Source organism: Campylobacter concisus, from assembly GCF_002913715.1.
GTDB classification, from domain to species: Bacteria; Campylobacterota; Campylobacteria; order Campylobacterales; family Campylobacteraceae; genus Campylobacter_A; species Campylobacter_A concisus_AG.
On the sequence record NZ_PPCE01000006.1, the window covers coordinates 84,474 to 104,487 of the forward strand.

Annotated in this window: 19 protein-coding genes; 1 reads left to right on the forward strand and 18 read right to left on the reverse strand. The window is 37.9% G+C overall.

Annotated elements, in window-relative coordinates; translation table 11 throughout:
- The first annotated feature begins 25 nt into the window (after positions 1–25).
- Positions 26–766 (forward strand): sulfite exporter TauE/SafE family protein, encoded by a 741-nt coding sequence (locus CYO92_RS03395; RefSeq protein ID WP_103588384.1) that lies wholly within the window; start codon positions 26–28, stop codon positions 764–766.
- A gap of 30 nt (positions 767–796) precedes the next feature.
- On the opposite strand, the gene CYO92_RS03400 is transcribed toward CYO92_RS03395, so the two are convergent.
- The 18 genes from CYO92_RS03400 to serB all read right to left on the reverse strand — a co-directional run bounded on the left by CYO92_RS03400 (position 797) and on the right by serB (position 20,014).
- Positions 797–2,257, reverse strand: a complete 1,461-nt coding sequence (locus CYO92_RS03400; protein WP_103588385.1) for a class I SAM-dependent methyltransferase — start codon at positions 2,255–2,257, stop codon at positions 797–799.
- Complete coding sequence (gene serC / locus CYO92_RS03405; protein ID WP_103588386.1) at positions 2,257–3,336, reverse strand: phosphoserine transaminase; 1,080 nt, start codon at positions 3,334–3,336, stop codon at positions 2,257–2,259. Before serC ends, CYO92_RS03400 begins: the two co-directional genes overlap by 1 nt.
- A 2-nt stretch (positions 3,337–3,338) precedes the next feature.
- Complete coding sequence (gene xseA, locus CYO92_RS03410; RefSeq protein WP_103588387.1) at positions 3,339–4,505, reverse strand: exodeoxyribonuclease VII large subunit; 1,167 nt, start codon at positions 4,503–4,505, stop codon at positions 3,339–3,341.
- The gene (gene ubiE, locus CYO92_RS03415) at positions 4,498–5,220 is read right to left on the reverse strand and encodes a bifunctional demethylmenaquinone methyltransferase/2-methoxy-6-polyprenyl-1,4-benzoquinol methylase UbiE (RefSeq protein ID WP_103588388.1); all 723 of its coding nucleotides are present in this window, start codon (positions 5,218–5,220) and stop codon (positions 4,498–4,500) included. The genes xseA and ubiE overlap by 8 nt, the downstream gene beginning before the upstream one ends.
- A 12-nt stretch (positions 5,221–5,232) precedes the next feature.
- A complete protein-coding gene (locus tag CYO92_RS03420) occupies positions 5,233–6,639 on the reverse strand; it encodes a CHAD domain-containing protein (RefSeq protein WP_223315369.1) in 1,407 nt (468 codons plus the stop codon).
- Positions 6,640–6,778: 139 nt separating this feature from the next.
- Complete coding sequence (locus CYO92_RS03425) at positions 6,779–7,189, reverse strand: Fur family transcriptional regulator (protein ID WP_054197019.1); 411 nt, start codon at positions 7,187–7,189, stop codon at positions 6,779–6,781.
- A gap of 72 nt (positions 7,190–7,261) precedes the next feature.
- A complete protein-coding gene (gene dxs, locus CYO92_RS03430) occupies positions 7,262–9,088 on the reverse strand; it encodes a 1-deoxy-D-xylulose-5-phosphate synthase (protein WP_103588389.1) in 1,827 nt (608 codons plus the stop codon).
- The gene (fliH, locus tag CYO92_RS03435; protein ID WP_103588390.1) at positions 9,081–9,944 is read right to left on the reverse strand and encodes a flagellar assembly protein FliH; all 864 of its coding nucleotides are present in this window, start codon (positions 9,942–9,944) and stop codon (positions 9,081–9,083) included. The genes dxs and fliH overlap by 8 nt, the downstream gene beginning before the upstream one ends.
- Positions 9,941–10,972 (reverse strand): flagellar motor switch protein FliG, encoded by a 1,032-nt coding sequence (gene fliG, locus CYO92_RS03440; RefSeq protein ID WP_021091747.1) that lies wholly within the window; start codon positions 10,970–10,972, stop codon positions 9,941–9,943. Before fliG ends, fliH begins: the two co-directional genes overlap by 4 nt.
- On the reverse strand, positions 10,972–12,669 hold the full coding sequence (fliF, locus tag CYO92_RS03445; protein ID WP_103588391.1) for a flagellar basal-body MS-ring/collar protein FliF: 1,698 nt from the start codon (positions 12,667–12,669) through the stop codon (positions 10,972–10,974). Before fliF ends, fliG begins: the two co-directional genes overlap by 1 nt.
- Before the next feature lie 4 nt (positions 12,670–12,673).
- The gene (hisC, locus tag CYO92_RS03450) at positions 12,674–13,771 is read right to left on the reverse strand and encodes a histidinol-phosphate transaminase (RefSeq protein WP_103588392.1); all 1,098 of its coding nucleotides are present in this window, start codon (positions 13,769–13,771) and stop codon (positions 12,674–12,676) included.
- On the reverse strand, positions 13,771–14,850 hold the full coding sequence (pheA, locus tag CYO92_RS03455) for a prephenate dehydratase (protein ID WP_103588393.1): 1,080 nt from the start codon (positions 14,848–14,850) through the stop codon (positions 13,771–13,773). Before pheA ends, hisC begins: the two co-directional genes overlap by 1 nt.
- Positions 14,828–16,057, reverse strand: coding sequence for a diaminopimelate decarboxylase (gene lysA, locus CYO92_RS03460; RefSeq protein ID WP_103588394.1), 1,230 nt, complete (start codon positions 16,055–16,057; stop codon positions 14,828–14,830). Before lysA ends, pheA begins: the two co-directional genes overlap by 23 nt.
- A 55-nt stretch (positions 16,058–16,112) precedes the next feature.
- Positions 16,113–17,177, reverse strand: a complete 1,065-nt coding sequence (locus CYO92_RS03465) for an LptF/LptG family permease (RefSeq protein WP_103588395.1) — start codon at positions 17,175–17,177, stop codon at positions 16,113–16,115.
- Entirely contained in the window at positions 17,174–17,722 is a 549-nt protein-coding gene (pth, locus tag CYO92_RS03470) for an aminoacyl-tRNA hydrolase (protein WP_103588396.1), read from the reverse strand. The genes CYO92_RS03465 and pth overlap by 4 nt, the downstream gene beginning before the upstream one ends.
- 11 nt (positions 17,723–17,733) lie before the next feature.
- A complete protein-coding gene (locus CYO92_RS03475) occupies positions 17,734–18,270 on the reverse strand; it encodes a 50S ribosomal protein L25/general stress protein Ctc (protein WP_021091684.1) in 537 nt (178 codons plus the stop codon).
- 118 nt (positions 18,271–18,388) lie between these two features.
- Positions 18,389–19,381: a transaldolase gene (locus CYO92_RS03480; RefSeq protein ID WP_103588397.1), complete on the reverse strand. Its 993-nt coding sequence runs from the start codon at positions 19,379–19,381 to the stop codon at positions 18,389–18,391.
- A gap of 6 nt (positions 19,382–19,387) precedes the next feature.
- On the reverse strand, positions 19,388–20,014 hold the full coding sequence (serB, locus tag CYO92_RS03485) for a phosphoserine phosphatase SerB (RefSeq protein WP_103576701.1): 627 nt from the start codon (positions 20,012–20,014) through the stop codon (positions 19,388–19,390).

The window sequence follows — 20,014 nt, forward strand, 5'->3', positions numbered from 1 at the left end:
ATTTGGCACTCATAAAAGGAAATTTATGCTTTTTGTTGAACTTTTTGTAATTGGTATCGGCGTTGGATATATCGCTGGTTTTTTTGGCATCGGTGGCGGCACAGTCGTCGTTCCTATAATGGTCGCCTTTGGGTATGACATAAAAACCGCTATTGGCATAAGCGTCATGCAAATGATATTTAGTGCGACTTTTGGCTCGTATCTAAACTACAAAGCTGGCCTTTTAAAACTAAATCGCGGCGTAGTTTTAGGGCTTGGAGGCTTAGTTGGAGCTAGTTTTAGTGGCATCATCGTCTCGTATGCGCCCGCAATTTTACTCGAGTCACTCTTACTTACTACATTTATCTTATCCCTTTTGAAATTATATTTTATGCCAAATAGTGACGGCTCAAACGCAAATAACTCACTTTTCTTACTATTTTTAGTTGGTCTTTTTGTAGGTGCTCTTGCCATTAGTATTGGTATCGGTGGTGGCGTCTTTATCGCTCCTATTTTGGTTGGCTTTTTACGCTATGAGCTAAAAAAAGCCGTTTCAATGGGAGTATTTTTTGTGATGTTTGCAGCCTTCTCTGGCTTTATCTCACTTTCATTAAGCGGCCATATCTCTTATCTAGAAGGTGCTTTTCTAGGCCTTGGCTCGCTAATAGGCGCATACTTTGGCACCAAAAAGACACAAGCTATGGATAAAAAAGCGCTTAAAAAATGGTTTTTACTCTTTTATCTTTTGATGATAATTCTAATCTTAAAAGATATGATATTTGGCTAAATCAAAAATTTAAGGCTAGGCTAGCTAGTCTTAAATTTCTTCAAAAAAGTAGGCTTCGCTTAATTTAAAAGCAAGCTTATCTAGCTCATCTTTACTTAAATTTACGCTCTTTGCGATATCTTCTAAACTAGCTTTGCCATCAAATTTTAAAGCGATTTTGATCTCTTCATAGCTTAAGTTTAGCTTGCCATTTAACTCATTTGCCAAAGAGATAACTGGTGAGCTAGCATTTAAAAAATACTCCAGATACGCAGCAGCTCTAGACTTTAGTCTAGTTTTGCAAGGCTCATAGGTAAGTGCTTTGAGTTTTGAAGAAGAAATTTTAGTGTTTTGATCGTTTAAAATTTCAAGTAGCCCTACAAAAGCTTCGTTTGCATTCTCGCCAAGTGCCGCCTTTACTTCGCTTAAATTTAAGCTTTGTGGATAGGCTTTGCTTAAAATTTCTTGCGTTTTTGTTCTTGGCTGCTCGCTAAAATATGCAAAATAAATCCTATCAAGCTCACTCTCTCCAAGTACCGCGTCAAAGTCCTCAGCACCGCCAAGCCTCTCTTTGTGAGCGATGAGACTTTTTCTAAATGATCTATTAAATAAAAAATCGTTTAGTTGCTCTTTTTTGATGCGAGAGTTGTAATTTTGCTCGATATGTGCGTCGAAGCGGTAAATTCCAGTTGAGCTTGCAAAGATGTCATTTAGTGAAGCATCTATGACGTAGCAAAGTCCATGTTTATCGATATGTTTAGCAAATTTATGAAAGTAAGTTGGCTCGTTGCTAGCCTCTAAAAAATCATGCAATATATAATAATCATTACCCTTTGCGATGATGCCTTGTAAGAAATTTAGCTGTGTTAAAAGAAGCTTCATACTATCTTTGTATACGACATCGCTTTGGTTTTGTAAGCTAAATTTCAAATAATCCTGCAAAAAATTTAACTCACCTTTCACATGAGCAAGTGCTTCTTTGCTGTCGTTGCCTGAGCTTACAAAAAGCATAAAATCTCTTAAAATATCAAGACTCTTCCAGCCAGGATAGGTATTATACGAAACATAAGCGATGCCATCCTCGCTTAGTAATGCCTTAATCGTGGCAAGCAGCGCATCTCTTACATTTGGGCTCACCCAGCTATAAACACCATGAGCGATAATATAGTCAAATTTCCCAAGCTTTTTTATATCGCTTTCGTTCATGTGCAAAAAATTTCGCTCAAGCAGAGTAAAATTTTCTAAACCTATCTGCTTTGCTACCTTGTTACCTTCAGCCACTTGATGGCTTGAGATGTCGATACCAACAACTTTTGCGTTTTTATGCGAAATGGCAAATGGCAAGATATTGCCACCGTATGATGAGCCAAGCTCAAGCACTCTAGCCTCTTTTAAGCCAGCTGCCTTAAGTCCCAGAAATTTAGCAACCGCTTCTATCCTAACTGGCGAGCAGTCGCTAAATGCGGCCGAGAAATAAGGAATTTCATCGTAAGCTTTCTTTGTTTTATTCATCAGCTATGTTTTCTTGCAAATTCTCTCATAAACTCGCCAAGTTTTTCAACATCGCTTTGGCTAACGGCATTATAGATAGAGGCTCTTATGCCGCCAAGATGTCTGTGACCTTTTAGCCCTAGCATGCCCTCTTTTAGCGCTTCTTCGACGAAAACTGGCTCAAGCGCATGATCTTTTGGTATCGTAAAGCTCACGTTCATATCTGACCTGCTTGATTTTTTAGCGTGACCCACGTAAAAGCCATTTGAGCTATCTATTATGCTATAAAGCGTGCTTGCTTTTTTGGCGTTTATCTTCTCAACCTCGGCAAGTCCGCCAAGGTCTAGCAGGTGCTGCATGGTTAAATTTAAAAGATAAATTCCAAAAGTTGGCGGTGTGTTGTAAAGTGAGTTTGCCTCTACGTGCGTTTTGTAGCGCAAAAACATAGGGACGTTTTGGCTACTCACGCGATCAACTAGGTCTTTTCTTAAAATGACGATAGTCACGCCGCTTGGGCCTGCATTTTTCTGAGCGCCACCATAAAGCAAGCCGATACTGCTAAAATCAAGCGGTCTAGCGAAAAAGTCGCTCGAAGCATCGACAACAAGGGGCGATTTGGTCTTTGGCATAGCCTTATACTGCGTGCCATAAATCGTGTTGTTTGAGCAGATATAGGCGTAATCGGCGTCATCACTAAATTTAAACTCAGGGATGTAAGAGAAATTTTCATCCTCGCTGCTTGCAACGACATCTACATTTACGCCAAGCACTTTTGCCTCTTTGATAGCTTTGTTTGTCCAAACGCCGGTGTTTGCATATTCAGCCCTGCCACCTTGATATAAATTCATCGGTATCATGCTAAATTGCAAGTGTGCGCCGCCTTGCAAGAATAAAATTTCATACTCATCGCCGATACCATAAAGCTTTCTTATCTTCTCCATCGCACCAAAGTGGATCTCCTCAAAGGTCTTGCTTCTGTGGCTGATCTCCATGATCGAGTAGCCCTCGCCTCTGTAATCGGTAAATTCGGCCTTTGCGTGCTCTAAAACATCTAATGGTATCGCGCTTGGGCCTGCGCTAAAGTTGATTTTTCTACTCATTTTTACTCCTTGATAATTGCTTTTTTATGTGTATTTTGCGAGATAAGCTCGATCTCATCATTCAAATTTAAATCCCTAAGATCGGCTCTCTTGCCATCTTTTCTAACCTCGATAAGCCCCTTCGTGCTCTCAAAAAAGAGCTCCCTCATCTCATAAGCTTTTTCAAGCGAGCCAAGAGCTGAGCCAAGAAGCAATATCTTTCTTTGCACGGCGTTTGTTAGGGCATTTTGCTTGTTTGCTACCTCGCTAAATTTTAGCTCGATCCTAGATTTTAGGGCGTTTGATGAAAATTTAGAAAGTAGTAAATTTAGCAGATTTTGCTTCTTTGTGATCTTTAAATTTAAGGCACTATCAAGATCATCGCTGAGCCTGTCAAGATACTGAAAAAACGCCTCTTCATCAGGCAACAGATCAAGCATGGCTGCACTTGGCGTAAGTGATCTGCGGTCTGCTACAAAGTCACTTATAACGTAGTCTATCTCGTGTCCGATAGCGCTTATGACTGGCGTTTTTGTAGCGTAAATTTCGCGAGCTAGGCCCTCGTCGTTAAAGCACCAAAGATCCTCTTTGCTACCGCCTCCACGAGCTAAAACGATCACATCGACGCCGTATTTATCGGCTCTGCGCAAAGCTTTTATAAGCGAGCTTGGAGCACTTTCGCCCTGAGTTAGCGCGTCAAATATAAAAATTTCACTTAGCCTCCAGCGGCTCTTTACCACCTTTAGCATGTCTTGAAGTGCAGCTGAAGTGGCGCTTGTGACAAGGGCTATTTTCTTAGGTAAATTTGGTATCTCTTTTTTTGCGCCGATGTCAAAAAGCCCCTCGTTTTCGAGCTTTTCTTTAAGCTGCCTAAACGCAAGCTCAAGCTCGCCCTCGCCATCAGGCAGCATCGCGCTAGCTACTAGCTGATACGACCCACTTGGCGAATAAATGGTCACTTTGCCATAAATTTTGACCTTCAAGCCCTCTTTTGGCAAAAACTTCACCTTTTGGTTATTCATGCGGTACATCACGGCTGAGATGCTGGACTTTTCGTCCTTTAGCGTGAAGTACCAGTGCCCAGAGGCATGCTTAGTAAGGCGCGAAATTTCGCCACTTACCTCGACATAGTCAAGGGTTGCCTCAAGCAGCGCCTTTGCTTTTTCGTTTAGCTCAGATACGCTAAGCATTGATCTCTCTTACCTTTTTGGCGATAAATAATGTCGAAATGTCCATGCTAAAGCCCTTGCAAAGCTCTATCTCAAAGCCAGCCTCTATAAGCTCATCGCAAAAACTCTTTGCGTCCAAGAAATTTTCGATCGAGCTTGGCAGATACTCGTATGCCTCTTTATTTTTTGAGATAAAGCCCCCGATACTTGGCAAAATTTTACTTAGGTAAAAATCTCTTAGCGCAGTTATAAAGCCCTTTTTCTGGCGTTTGGTAAATTCGAGCACGACTACGTAGCCATTTAAAGCAAGCACTCTATTAAACTCCCTAAGCGCCGCCTTTCGCTCGACCACATTTCTTATGCCGTAGCTTATGCTTAAAATTTGAGCCTCACCACTTGCGAGCGTTGTATTATCAGCGTAGGCCTCTATAAATTTAAAATTTGGAAATTTCGCCCTAGCCTCTTTTAGCATACCACTTGATGGATCGATGCCAGTGAGACTTTTCACCTCTACGCCAAATTCTTTTGAAATTTCACTCCAAAGCCCCATCATATCGCCAGTACCACAAGCCACATCTACGATATTTATGCTTCTTTCTTTAAAAATTTCTAGCATATATCTGCAGGCAAATTTCCTCCAGCTCACGTCCACACCAAGACTTAGCACTCTGTTTGCGACGTCATAAGTCGGAGCGATCTGGTTAAACATATCAACGATTTTTTCTTGTTTTTGCATAAATTTGCCCTTTTATATGTAGTAAATTTTTAAATTTCTTGAAATTTTGCGAGTTGCTTTTATAAATTTAAGACGCTTTTTTAGTATCTCTTCTCTACTTTTATAAATTTGCTTGTAAATTTTACTCTCGAGCCTCTCTTTATCTGGCATTTCTGGAAGCCTTTTAAGGATACCGAGCCAGACGTCATAGTCTTGAAGATTACCAAAAATTTCTTGCATCTGCTTTAGCTTCTCTTCATACTTTTTAAACCCTTCAAAATAGAAAATTTCACATAAAAACTCGTATGTATATCTAATCTTTTTAAGCTCTATCCTAAGATCATGAAAGCTCTCATTTGGGCAGTCTTGATTAAGGCTTTTTAGCCTTTTTTGAGCCAAAACCAAAAGCATTCTAAGTTTAAACGAACCAAGACGTGAGAGGCTTACATCAAAGAGTTTTGACTTATAAAATTCACCCTCGTTTAAAAATATCTCCCACTCTTTTAAAAATGCGTAGTTTTCTTCGTCACCAAGGTAGCTTTTTACATTTTCATACTCTAAATCTAGAGCCTTTTTCACAAAATAGATAGGCTCGTTTGCATGTTTTTGCTCGTTTAAAAAGCTTAAAAATACATCTAAATCTCGCTTTTTGTTTGTCGAGTTTGCAAGTATTTTAAAATTCTCACCAAAAAAAAGTGTCACTTTCTCATCAAAAACGCCACTAAAAATTTTAAGGATCGATCTAACCTTTCTTAAATTTACGCGAAGCTCATGCAAAACTTCTTCATCTTTATCTATCAAGTACTGGCTTTTTAGCCTTTTTATTACTTTAAAAATACTAACAAAAAGGACTCTTAGCGCCTCTCCACTTTTTAGATTTGCAGCAAAATTTGGCAGAATTTCTTTTTCTTTTATGATCTTATAGGCTCTTTTGTAGTCGATTTGTTCATTTTCATTAGCATGGATGGCAAGAAATTTATTTTTATATCTTTTATCGCAAGTTACATCACTTAGGCAAAAATTTTCTAAAAATGGTGGCAGATTGAAAAAGACAGCCTCATTTTCATCGCTAAATTCGATTTCAAATGTACAAAGCCCGTTTAATTCATTTTTAAAAATGTCGATATTGCAAGGATTATTATTTAGTTTAAAAGTGTATCTATCTTTTAAGATGAAGCTACCGATGCGGTTTTTAAGAGCCTTTTTAAACTCCACTTTTTCGCAAAATTCTTCATTTTCTTCTCTGATTAGATCTTTACCGATCTTTACAGTTTTTATAAATTTATCCTCTTCACTTCGAAAGCGGATCTCTTCATTTTGCGTTATCTTGGTATAAAATTGAGAAATTTCAAGGTGCTTAAAAACTACTCCAGCTTCTTTTAAAAAATCTAGAATTTGAGAATTTTTGAGTAAAAATTTACGCTCTATCTCCAAACTCACATTTTTCTCCAAAATTTTTTGTTCATTTTAGCAAGTTAGTGCTTAAAACAATGAGAAAGATACTAAATTTAGGCTTATTTTAAAAGTATTTTTATAAGAAAAAAGATGAAATTTATGCTGCTAAATAGCAACATAAATTTTATTTACAGTGTTTACAGCTTTTTACGCTAGCTACGATGTTTAGACGTTCTATTATATTTCCGATCTTCTTTTCTAGCGCCTCTTGATATTTGCCAAGCTCAGCATCATCGTAACTCACGTCCTCAACGCTTCCACAGCTTTCACAGACAACATGGATATGTGGATATTCGTATATGTCGTATCTAGCTTTTTGATTGACGATATTTACTTCAACTACAAGACCTTCGTCTTTTAAAGTATTTAAATTTTTATAAACCGTTGCTAGAGAAACCGATGGACTCTCTTTTAAAATTTCATCATAAAGCTCATCAATCGTTGGATGCGTGTGGCGATCAAGAATTCTTAAAACGCTAAGGCGCTGTGGCGTGACTTTTAGCCCAGATTGCTTTAATAATGATACGTATTGCATAATGCTTTTCCTTGTTTTTATTTTGGCTTATGCTAGCAAAAATAATATTAAACGTTACTTTATTAAATGATATTAATTATTTTCTAGTAAATTTTTGGTAATCTGCTCAGCACTTATACCAAGATACTTTTCAACATCAGCAGTTGAACCATGTGGGATAAATTTATCTTCATACTCGAAGCTAATGACGCTTATATTTGAGATTTTATTTTCTTGTAGAAATGCACTTACTATATCGCCAATACCGCCTTTTTTAGCACTATCGCTAAATATGTACCACTTTTTAGTGCGTTTTGCAAGACCTAATAAAAGCTCACTATCAAGTGGTTTTGCAAAGACAAGATCAACCAATATCACATCAAGCTTGCCAGTTAGTAAATTTCTGACCAAATTTGCCCTACCAACGCCGTTACCATAGCCTAAAAATGCGATATCACTCTTTGCGTCAGCTAAAATTTCACCCTTGCCAAACTCAAGTGGCTGAGCTTCAAACTCATCTCTTAAGATAAATGCCCCACGCGGATATCTAAATGCGCTAACACCCTTGTAAGAGTAGGCAAATTCCATAACATTTTTCATGCTCTCTTCGCACCTTGGGGCAAAAAGAACCATGTTTGGCACAGCGTTTAAGAAGCTAATGTCAAAAGCACCCTGATGCGTTTCGCCGTCCTCGCCCACGATGCCAGCCCTATCCATCGCAAAGGTGATATTTAAATTTAAAATAGAAGCGTCGTGAATGACTTGATCATAGGCCCTTTGCATGAATGTCGAGTATATTGCAACAAATGGTTTAAAACCCTCTTTTGCCATAGCTGACATCGAGGTGACTGCATGCTGCTCGGCTATCGCTACGTCCCAAAAACGATCTGGAAATTCTTGTATCAAAGCGTCCATGCCAGTGCCTGTTGGCATCGCGGCCGTTACGCCAACGATGTCGCTATGCTCTCTTGCCATCTTTAAAAGCTGCTCGCTAAAGATCGCCGTGGCTGACTTGTTTGACTGTCTTTTGATAAATTCGCCACTTTTTAGATCAAATGGCCCAACTCCGTGCCAATTTTCATAACACCCCTCAGCAAATTCATATCCTTTGCCCTTTAGCGTCTGTACATGCACTATGACTGGTTTTTTCATATTTTTGGCAGTTTCAAATGTACTAAGAAGCGCTGAAAGGTCATGTCCATCAACTGGGCCTATATACTCGAGTCCAAGCTCTTCGAAAAACATGCCAGGAGTGATGAGTCTAATGCCCTCTTCGATACGTCTAGCCATGTATGCAGCTGAATCTGGCATATAGCTTAGAAATTTCTCAACCCTGCCCTTAAATTTTTGATAAAACTGTCCTGCCATCATCTGGCTTAGATACTTGCTAAGCGCGCCTATAGGCTTGCTTATACTCATCTCGTTGTCGTTTAGGATGATGACGCAAGGATATTTTCTATCCCCTAGCTCATTTAGCGCCTCGTACGCCATTCCGCCACTTAGTGAGCCATCACCTATGACAGCTACTGGGATACGATCTTCATTTTTAAGTTTTATCGCCTTTGCAGCACCAACTGCTAAAGATATGGACGTCGAGCTATGCCCTGCTACAAAGTAGTCAAATTTACTCTCGCTTGGCTTTGTATAGCCACTGATACCATTAAATTTTCTAAGTGTATCAAAGCTCTCCCAGCGTCCAGTTAGTAGCTTGTGTGCGTAGCTTTGGTGGCTCACATCAAAAATAAATGGATCTTTTGTCACATCAAAAATTTTATGCATCGCAACGATGATCTCGACTGCACCAATATTTGAGCTAAGATGACCGCCATTTTTGCTAACGGTGGCTAAAATTTTATCCCTGATGTCATGACAAAGTGCGTTTAGTTCATCAACATCTAAACTTTTAACGTCTTTATTCATTATTTACCAGCATTTTTAGTTTTTCTAGCCTTGTTTGCATAGTCGCATCGATATTGCCGCCATCACTTATAATAACCACACCGCCTTTGCTTATAGCATCATCAGCGCTTATCTTGACGTGTTCATTCTTGCTAAATTGCTCTTTTATATATTCGCTATCTTCTGGATTTACGCGAATTTCTATGTTTTTTACGTCGCTTAGCTCTTTTATAAGCGAATTTGCTAGGTGATGAGCGATCTGGCTAGATACGCTTGAAACCTCTTTTTCTATCACCTCTTTTGCGATCTTTATCGCAGTTTGCCCAAGCTCTTCCTCGCTCTTTTTCAAAAACTCATCAAATTTAACATACTGCTCATCTAACTTTGCAGCTGAAGCGCTAAATCTAGCCTCAAGCTCATTTATCTTCGCTTCATTTGCCGCATTTGCTTGGGCGATACCCTCATTTTTGCCATCTTCTTTAGCACGAGAAATTTCAGTATCAAGGCGCTTAGCAAATTCGCTCTCTTGATTTTCTATTTGCATTTGAAGTTTGATGATATTGCTACTTAGCTCATCTGTTTTTTTAAGCAGTTCTTCAACAAAGCTCGACTCACCTCCTTGCTGTATTTGTGGACTTTGAGCCTGAGAAGCAAAGTGGTTTTGTGAGTTTGTTTGCGTTTGATGACTAGCTTGAGGAACAAAATTTTCACTCTTTTGCCCAAAATTTTGCTCACTTAGCTCTTCACTAAGATTATTTTCCTCTATCAATACAGGAGCACTATCTGTGGCTCGCTCTCCAACTCCAAGCACCTTAAATCTATAATTTTCTATAAAGTGAGCTGGAGAAGTCTCACTGGTTATTACGCTGCTTTTCATTCTATCATCTCATCTGCTTCGCCGACTTGGAATACACCTTGATCAGCTAGAGTTTGCACCGTCTCTACTATGCGTCTTTGAGCCTCTTCAACATCTTTTACACGCACCGCACCAAGATATTGCATCTCCTCTTTAAAGGCTTCTGCTGCACGCTGAGACATATTTGATAAAAATTTATCCTTTATGCCATCGCTTGAGCCTTTAAATGCGACCATAAGGTCTTTTTTATCGACATTTTTAAGGATTTCTCTAATTGCGGTTGCGTTAAGGTTGATAATATCTTCAAAGGTAAACATAAGCTCTTTAATCGTTGTTGCAAGCTTATCATCGCTTTGTTCGATGCGTTCGATCGTGCTTTTGCTAGCTTTTTGCCCAAGTCTATTAAGTACTTCTGCTACAGCTCTTGGACCGCCAACTTCGACTTTGTATGATGTAAGACTTTCAAGCTTGCCCTCAAGCACAGTTGAAACACGCTTAATTACCGATGGACTAATATCACCAAGATTTGCCATCCTGATCACGACTTCGCTTCTTAACTCATCTGAGAAAAAGCTAAGCGTTTCAGCAGCACTTGTTGAGTCCATATGAGCTAGTATTAGCGCGATGGTTTGAGGGTGCTCTTTTATGATAAAGTCTGCAAGCTGTTGTGGTTTTATCTTATCAAGATAGCCAAAGCTTTTTGAGTTTTCCATGCTTTTTGCAAGCTTGTCTAAAATTTTCTGAGCAGCTTCTGGACCAAATGTGCGGTAAAGAATTTCTTTTGCGTACTCTAAACCGCCACTTCTCATATATTGATTTGACTGCATTAATGCGTAAAATTCTTCTAGTACAGCGCTTGCGACTTGCTTATCAATATTTTTCGCAGTTGCGATATAGCCTGAAATTTCAGTGATGACATCAACATCCATGTGAGAAAAAATAAGAGCAGTTGCCTCTTCGCCAAGCTGAATCAGCAAAATAGCAATCTTTTCAGGCATCGATAGATCATCATAAATCATTTTTTGCTTGTCATTTAGCTTTATTGACATCAAATTTCCTTACGCATATTAAAGTCGCTGTCATTTTTTACCATATCTTGAAGTAGCATTGCTATCTCTTCGTTTCTTTCTGTGATGACTGCTCTCATTTTCTCAAGTAAAACATCGTATTTTAGTTCATCTTCATTAAACTCGCCACTAAGTCCTAGCTGCTCTTCGACCTTTTTGCGAGCAGCTTTAAATTTCTCAAGTGTATCTTCAGCATCTACCTCAATATCTTCAAGGCCATCTTGAACTTGCTCCTCTTCTTCTTTTGTCTCTTCAAGCATCTTTTGCATAAATGGCACAATGACTTTTTTATAGAAAATATAAAGCAACAATGCTGCGAAAATATATTTTAACAGCGGCATAAATGGCACTACATAGTTATTCACAAAGCCATCCATCTTCTCACTAGCGCTTATATCTTTGCCGGTTTTAAACTCAAAGTTATCTAAACTTACTTCATCGTCCCTATTTTGGTTATAGCCGATTGATTGTTTGATTAAATTTGTGATTGACTCTCTTTGCTCTTTGGTAAGTGGGGCAAATTCAAGCTCGCCAGTTGGCTTGCCGTCTTTGTCTTTTTTGCTCTGATAAAGTCCGTCTATAACGACAGCCGCACTCACTCTATTTATGCTAGCAAACTGCCCTTTGACATTTGTCACTTTCTTTGAAATTTCGTAGTTTGTCTGCTGCGAGCTTTTGTTGTACTGCTCTTTTAAAGTGCTATCATCTAGCCCTTGAACAGGGCCTACGTTGCTAACCGCACCTGGCACGCCGCCCACTTCATTTGGAGCTGAGCCTTGGCGTTTTTCCTCGATATTACTTTCACTTCTTACGACGTTATTTGGGTCATAAACCTCGCTTTTTGTATCTTTTTTATCAAAGTCAAAGTCGATATTTACCTTTGCTACGACCTTATCTGCTCCGCCCACGATAGGAGCTAGCACATTTACGATCTTTTGCTCATAGTTATTTTCAAACTCGCGCTTATAGCGTATCTGCTGAGCTATAGCATCACTATCAAACTCACCGTCTTCATCGCCAAGTGCGACGCCATCTTGATTGATGATCTTTACATTTTCTGTGCTTAAATTTGTAACAGAGGCAGCGACAAGGTTTTTAATGCCAAAAATTTGCTTTGCGTTTAGGCTAACGCCTGGCTTTAGCTCAACAACGATAGACGCTGTTGGAAGTGCTTGACGCTCAGTAAAAACGCTCTCTTTAGGGATAGCGATACGAACAGTCGCTTTTTGGATAGACGAGAGGCTCTCGATCGTTCTAGCTAGTTCGCCCTCAAGCGCTCTTTGAAATTTTACTCTTTGCTCGGCATCGGTCGCGCCAAATTCTTGCTTATCAAAAATTTCAAAACCGATTTTGCTCTCTTTTGGTATTCCAAGCGTTGCAACAGCGATACGCTCTTTATAGACATCGCTCGTTGGCACAAGGATAGTGCCTTCGTTTGCTAATTTATATTTAATTCCATCTTTGTTTAGCTGATCAAGTATTAAGGCAGAATCATTTGGGCTAATATTTTCAAAAAGGACGCCGTAACCTGCAAAATTTTCATTTTTGCTTTTATAGAGTGTTAAAAATACCAAAAATGCCACGACCAAGACGATCGAGCTAGCAGCAACGATTTTTTGCTTTAATGAAAGCTTTTGATAAATTTGACTTATTTGATGAAGTAATGCTTTAAAATCCATATTCCTACTTTAAAATTTGCTTTAATTCTTCAAAAACTCTATCATTTTGCCAGCTAAGGCCGATGGTGATTCTCACCGCATTTAAGGCGTAGCTTTTTAGATCTCGCAAAATTATACCCTTTTTTAGCATCTTTTCGCATATCTGGCTTGATTTTGGCTCGTTAAATTTAAAAGTTATGAAATTCGTATAGCTTGGGATAAATTCTATGCCATTTTGCTCTGCAAATTCTTCATATCTCTTCATTTGCTCGAAGTTATTTTGCATGGTTTGCTGCACAAACTCATCATCTCCAAGTGCTACTATCGCGGCTCTTAGGCTTGGGGTTGTGATATTAAATGGAGCTCTTAGTTTTGAGAGAGCGCCTATTATCTCTTCATTTGCTACGCCGTATCCTACGCGCATGCCACCAAGTGCGTAAGCCTTTGAAAATGTTCCAAGATAGATGACATTTTTAAGCTTAGCCACATCACTTGGCCTTATCTCTTTTTTGCTATCTTTAAATTTAGCAAATTCGTTGTAGGCACAATCAAGCACCACAAGTGTATTTTCATCAATCTTTTCTATAAATTTAAATATCTCTTCAGCATCTAAACACTCACCCAAAGGGTTGTTTGGCATACATAGAAAAATGACTGAAATTTCATCTTTTTTTGCATTGTAAATTTCCAAAAATTCATTTAGATCGTGCCCCATGCTCTTTGTGCGATAAATTTTTGCTCCAGTTTGCTTTGCATAAATTTCATACATTGCAAAGGTCACACCAGCCATCAAAACACCGCTTTGTTTGTTTGCTTTTGCGTGCAGTGCGTATTCTATGATCTGGTCGCTTCCGGAGCCGATTATCAAATTTTTACTAGTTACGCCAAATTTTTTAGCCAGCCCTTCTTTTAGTTCAAAATAGCTGTCGTCTGGATATAGATGCGCTTTTTTAGCGGCCTCTTTTAGTGCCTCCTCTACGCGTTTGCTAGTGCCAAAAGGATTTTCGTTGCTAGCTAGCTTGATTACATCTTTTGCCTCGATACCAAATTCTCTAACTACAAGTTCGATCGGCTTTCCAGCCTCATAATTAACTAAATCATCTAAAAAATCATTAAACTTCATTACTCTTCTCCGTTTAAATAACTTCCTAACCAGCTTATCTCAGCACCGCTCTCTTTTGCGAGTTCAAAGGCATTTTGTACCTTCTCATCGTCGATATGTCCTTCAAAATCAAGATAAAACATTGACTTAAATTCGCGCTGTTTTATAGGGCGTGACTCAAGTTTTGTGATATTGATATTTTCATTTTTAAAGATAGAAAGTAGATCAGCAAGGCGTCCTGGACTGTGATCAGTCTTTGCAAGGATTGAAGTTTTTGAGTTTTCAACCTTGGCGTTTTTAAAATCGCTTAAAATCAAAAACCTCGTTCTATTTGCCATATTGTCTTCAATCGTCTCATAGACGATTGGCACGTTATAAATTTTTGCTGCAATCTTTGAGCAAATGGCGGCTGAGTTTCTATCCATTGATGCCATATATGCAGCTGCTGCGGTTGATTTTGCTGGAACAAATTCAATTTCGTTTAGCATATGATCTTCTAAAAATTTACGGCATTGATTATACCCTTGCGGATGTGAATAAATTCGCTTTATATCTTTTAAATTTTCATTTATGCTAACAAAGCTGTGATGGATATCCACATAAAGCTCAGCAACTATTTTTATATCGCTAAATTTACTCAAACAATCAAGCGTAGCACCAACAGCGCCTTCGGTGTTGTTTTCAATAGGCACAACGCCGTATTTTGCCTCTTTTTGAGCTAATTTTGTAAAAACTGCCTCGATCGTAGCAAGTGGCAAATATGAACTCATCGCACCAAATCTACTCTGAGCCGCCTGATGCGTGTAAGTGCCTTCAGGTCCTAGATAGACGATCTTTTGAGGCATTTCTAAATTTCTACTTACAGCAAAAATTTCAAGATAAATGGCCTCGATCGCAGCTTTATTTAAAGCTTTGTCTTTGCTAAGACTAGTTAAGCGGTTTATGATAGCTCGCTCGCGTTCAGGACGATATATGGGCGTTCCGCTAGTTTGTTTTAGCTTGCCGATTTGTTCAACTAAAATCATCCTTTCATTTAGTTTATTTAAGATGAGATCATCGATCGCATCGATCTCTTTTCTAAGCTCTTTTAGCTCTTGCATCAGCGCTCTCCAAAAATTCTATCTCAGGTGCCACGACATCTTCAAAGCTCTCACGTCTTCTTATAAGTCTATCTTTGCCATCAAGCACGCAAACTTCAGCGGCTCTGTTTCTTGTGTTGTAGTTTGAACTCATGCTAAATCCATAAGCCCCAGCCCCTTTAACCACGATGATATCGCCACTATCGCACTCTGGTAGCTCTATATCTTTTGCTAAAAAATCGCCACTTTCACAAACTGGACCGACCACGTCACAAACACCTAAATTTTTATCCTTGCCACAAACAAAAATTTCATGATGAGCACCATAAAGGCTTGGTCTAATAAGATCATTCATCGCGCCATCAGTGATGACAAATCTCTTTTTGCCGTTAAATTTCTCATATAAAACACTTGCGACAAAGTAGCCAGCATTACCAACAATGAAGCGCCCTGGCTCGCAAACGATAGTTGCGTCTTGACCCTTTAGCGCGCCTAAAATTCCTTGTGCGTAGTCATATAAATTTATCTCTTTTTCATCGTTATAGATGATGCCAAGTCCGCCACCAACATCAAAAAATTTGATGTCTATCTCAAGCGCTCTTAGCTCTCTTAAAAGCTCGCTAACAATATTTGCAGCATCTATTATCGGGCTAAGTGATGTTAGCTGAGAGCCGATATGAAAATGTATACCAGTTGGCTCAAGAGAGTCTGAAGCTTTAGCGTGGATGTACATTCTTTTAGCTGTTTCAGCATCAACGCCAAATTTATTTTCATTTAGCCCTGTCGAGATATATGGGTGAGTTTTTGCATCGACACCTGGATTTACTCTAATGCTAATTCTTGCCTTTAAGTTTAGCCCTTTTGCGATCTCCTCAAGCCTTAAAAGTTCAGCAAAACTCTCAACATTTATGAGTAAAATTTCATTTTTTAAAGCCTCTTTTAACTCTTCATCGCTCTTGCCAACACCGCTAAAAATGATCTGATATCTCTTTGCGCCTGCTAAAAGTGCTCTTTTTACTTCGCCAATGCTAACACAATCAAATCCAGCTCCAAGGTCGGCTAGAAATTTCAAAACACTTAGATTTGAGTTTGCTTTCACCGCATAACAAATGAGAGATTTTCTAGCAAAAAATGCATTCTTTAGTGCTTCATAGCGGTTTTTTATGTGGTTAAAATCATAAATGTAAAGTGGGGTTTTGTATCTACGTGCAAGCTCTTTAAAATCCATAAAATAGCCTTTATTAAAATGGCTTGATTTTACAAAAAGCTTGCCAAAATTTGGCTTAACGATGCGATTTTATGAGATAAATGGCGTATGCAAAAAGTAAAATGACCGGTAAAACTATACCAATCTCTGGCAAGATTACAGAAGTTTGTGCAAATTTTGCAAGAATAAAGAGCAGCCCCCAAACGACAAGAGTTATCACAACAAAAATAAAAGTCGAAAGCGCAAGATTAAAAAATCTACCAGTTACAGGCAAATGATAGTAAAAAATGAGCAACAAAAATGGTGCAAAAAATGGTGCGATAGCAAGGTTGTAAAAAGCTGTTTTTGCACTATCAAGGCCGATGCCTTCATTCTTAAATGTCTTTATAAAATTTATCGCATCTGGGATATTAAATTTTGAGTTTTCAACACTAACAGCGCTTTCAATACTCTTTGGCTTAAAGCCTTTTAATGCATCTAAGCTATCACTTTGTATTTTATTAAAACCAGCTTCACCAAGCTCTAAAATTTGCGGCAAAAGAGTTTGATTAACATCTTTTAAAATCCACTCATTGTCTTTAAAATTAGCGTGATTTGCAAATGTAGTTGAGAGTAAATTTGTGCCATTTATCTCAAAAATTCTAACATCATTTGCTATTTGATTCACAGAATTTAGCTCTTTTATGTAGATAAATTTGCCTTCAAACTTTAAAAACGAATCATTTGTGCTTTTTGAAAAAGCCGTATTTTTAGCGATGCTTTTTTGATAGTCGTGCGCATAGGCAAATGGAGTAAAATTTAAGCCAACATAAAAAATAGTTACAAAAAGCGCAATAAAAAATGGTGGAAAAATTAGACTATTTTTACTAATACCAAGTGCATAAAAGCTGATTAGCTCGTTTGATCTAACCATATTTACATGTAAAATTATTAGTGCAAAAATAAGCGAAAGTGGCAAAACGTAGCTAATGGCACTTAGCGCAGTAAGCCCAACATAAAGGAGCTGAAGGTTAGCAGATGGTGGCAGATCTTTTAAATTTGTAAGTAGATCGATACCAACATAAAATAATTCAAGCGCTAAAAATACGATAAAAAAAGATTTTATATAGACCCAGCCAACGTATCTGGCGTATAGTTTCATTTGATAAGACCTTTTTTTACTGTAAATTTTTGTGAAATTTCATTAATATCACTCTTTAGTAGCTCGCAAACTGCATTTTTTGTGTAGGCCAAAATTTCATCTAAAGCCTTTTTCTCCTCATCACTAAACTCTCCAAGGACAAAATTTTTAGCATCACCAAGGTGTCCAATGCCAACACGCACCCTTTCGTACTCGTTGCCTATTAGTCCATCGATCGATTTTATACCGTTATGCCCGCCGCTACTACCGCCTTTTTTAAATTTAACTGCACCAAAACTAAGATCAAGGTCATCGTGTATTACGATTATTCTATCTGGTTTATAAAAGTCTTTTACCGCTTTTACACTTTGTCCTGAGAGGTTCATAAAAGTTGTTGGTTTTAGCAAGATAATGTCGTTAAATTTAAAAACTTCGCCTTGGAATTTGGCTGAGCTAACATCTTTGTAATTTGAGTCTTTTAGGAGATCTATAAGCATAAAGCCTATATTGTGTCTAGTGTTTTCATATTTGGAGCCAGGATTTCCCAGCCCCGCTATTAGTGTCACAAAAGCCCTTTTTATTTAGCTTTAATAACTCCAAGTACCGCAACACGGTCAGCGTCTACAATAGTAACGCCTTTAGGAGCTGTGATGTCACGAACCAAAATAGTATCGTCGATGTCAAGTTTGCTTACATCAACGTCAAATGAATTTGGTAAATTTTCAGCTGTACATTTTACGCAAAGACGTCTTTTTGATTGGATCAAAACGCCCTTATTTTTAAGACCAATAGGTGTTCCAACTGGCTTAACTGGGATCATATATTTTGATAAAACGCCTGGAAGTGCTACTTTTAGATCTACGTGTTTAAGATCACTTGTAACAACATCTCTTTGGTAATCAACAATAACGACATTATAAACTTTTCCGCCTACTTTTACATCAAAAGCAAGGCTCTCTTTTTTGCGTGCTTCTTTAATAAAATCATTTACTTTAAAAGCAGCTGCAACATTCTCTAATCCCTTGCCATAAATGTTGGCGATTAGATAACCATCTCTTCTCAAAGCCTTCGCAGACTTCTTACCGATACTCTCTCTAACGATTCCTTCTAACATCGTTTTCCTTTCATAAAAAAATAGGTGCTGATTTTATCCAATGCTTTATAAATTTCACATAAAGCTTATTTAAGAATGATCGCTTCTGCTGTTTGTGTATTAGCTTGGGCTTCTTTGTTTAAAGTGATTTCATAATATCATCAAATGCTGATACAAACTGCTTTAAACCATCGCTTAATAAATCTTTATAAACGACATTTATATCTATCTCATTATTTTTTATAATCTGGAAAAAGCTTGAGATATTTTCTTTACTAGGTACATTTTTTGCCTCTGCTTTTTCTTTTATAAATTCTTTTATCGTCTCTATTGGTGCTGTATTTATAGAATTTTTATACATTAGCTCTCTAACGTAATAATCCCCTCTTAAACCACCACCTTTTACACCTGTACTTGCAAAAAGTGTTCTTATATTTTCTAGTCCAAAATCTTCAATCAGGTGGTATATATTCGCAGCATTCATTATGCCAATTTGTCCTGTTGGCAAGCTCTTTGCAGCCATAACTTCATCAAGCTTTCTATCAAATCTACTTACAAAAACACTTATCACACCTTTTGGCATAGTAGTATCTATAAAGCGACTTGCATAAGCCTTACTGCCTTCTTTAAATGCTTCAAGGCAGTTTTTAGCCTGATCTGGTGAAAATATAAGCGTAGCATTTACACTAATTCCCCTTGCCATAAGCGCGCTCATCGCCTCATAACCATCTTTTGTAGCTGGAATTTTTATCATAACATTTGGCATTGATATTAGATTATAAAGCCTGATACCTTCTTCTATCGTTGCGGCTGTATCGTCACTTAAATTTGGATCAACCTCAATGCTTACAAAGCCATCATCGCCGTTTGCATAATTCCTTAACATTTTACATGCTGCAATTTTTATATCTTGAGTAGCCAAAATTTCATAAAGATCTTTTGGATGGCGTTTATTGCTAGTTTCTATGATCTTTTTATAAGCAGGTGAAGCAAACGCTGTTTTAAAAATAGCTGGGTTGCTTGTAGCACCGTTTATAACATTATTTTTCAATAAAGAGTTAAATTCACTTTGTAAAAAATTTCTCTCTATAAAATCACACCAAAGAGAGAATTTAGCTTCGTTGTCATACATTAATTTCTACCTTATAAATTTTAAAATTTCACGCAAGTCTTTAACATCAACACAATGTGTCGCTTCTTTTTTTAAGATATCTTTTGCACAAAATGCAATGCTAAGGTCGCACTTTCTAAACATCGATATGTCATTGGCCCCGTCCCCAACACACATTATCTCATCCTTGCCTAAATTTAATAGTCCACACAAGCGGTCAATCATATCTCCCTTTGAACTACTAAACATCATCTCTCCGCCAACTTCACCACTTAAAATTCCATCTTTATGATGCAAGATATTTGCAAAATTTGCATCAAAATTAAGTTTTTTTTGCATTACATCGGTTGCATTGTGAAATCCACCACTAAAGACCACAACTTTGATACCTTTTTGCTTTAAAGCCTCTATTAGCTCGCCAGCTCCTGGCATTATGGGTAAATTTTTACAAATTTCATTTACTTTTAAAAGCGGCAATCCTTTTAAAAATTTTACTCTTTTTGTAAGACTTTCAAAAAAATCAAGCTCGCCATTCATCGAACGCTTAGTTATATTAGCTACTTCTTCACTAGCATTATTAGCGGCGGCGAGAATATCTATTGTCTCGCCGTCCATTATTGTAGAGTCAAAGTCAAAAACACAAAGTTTTATCAA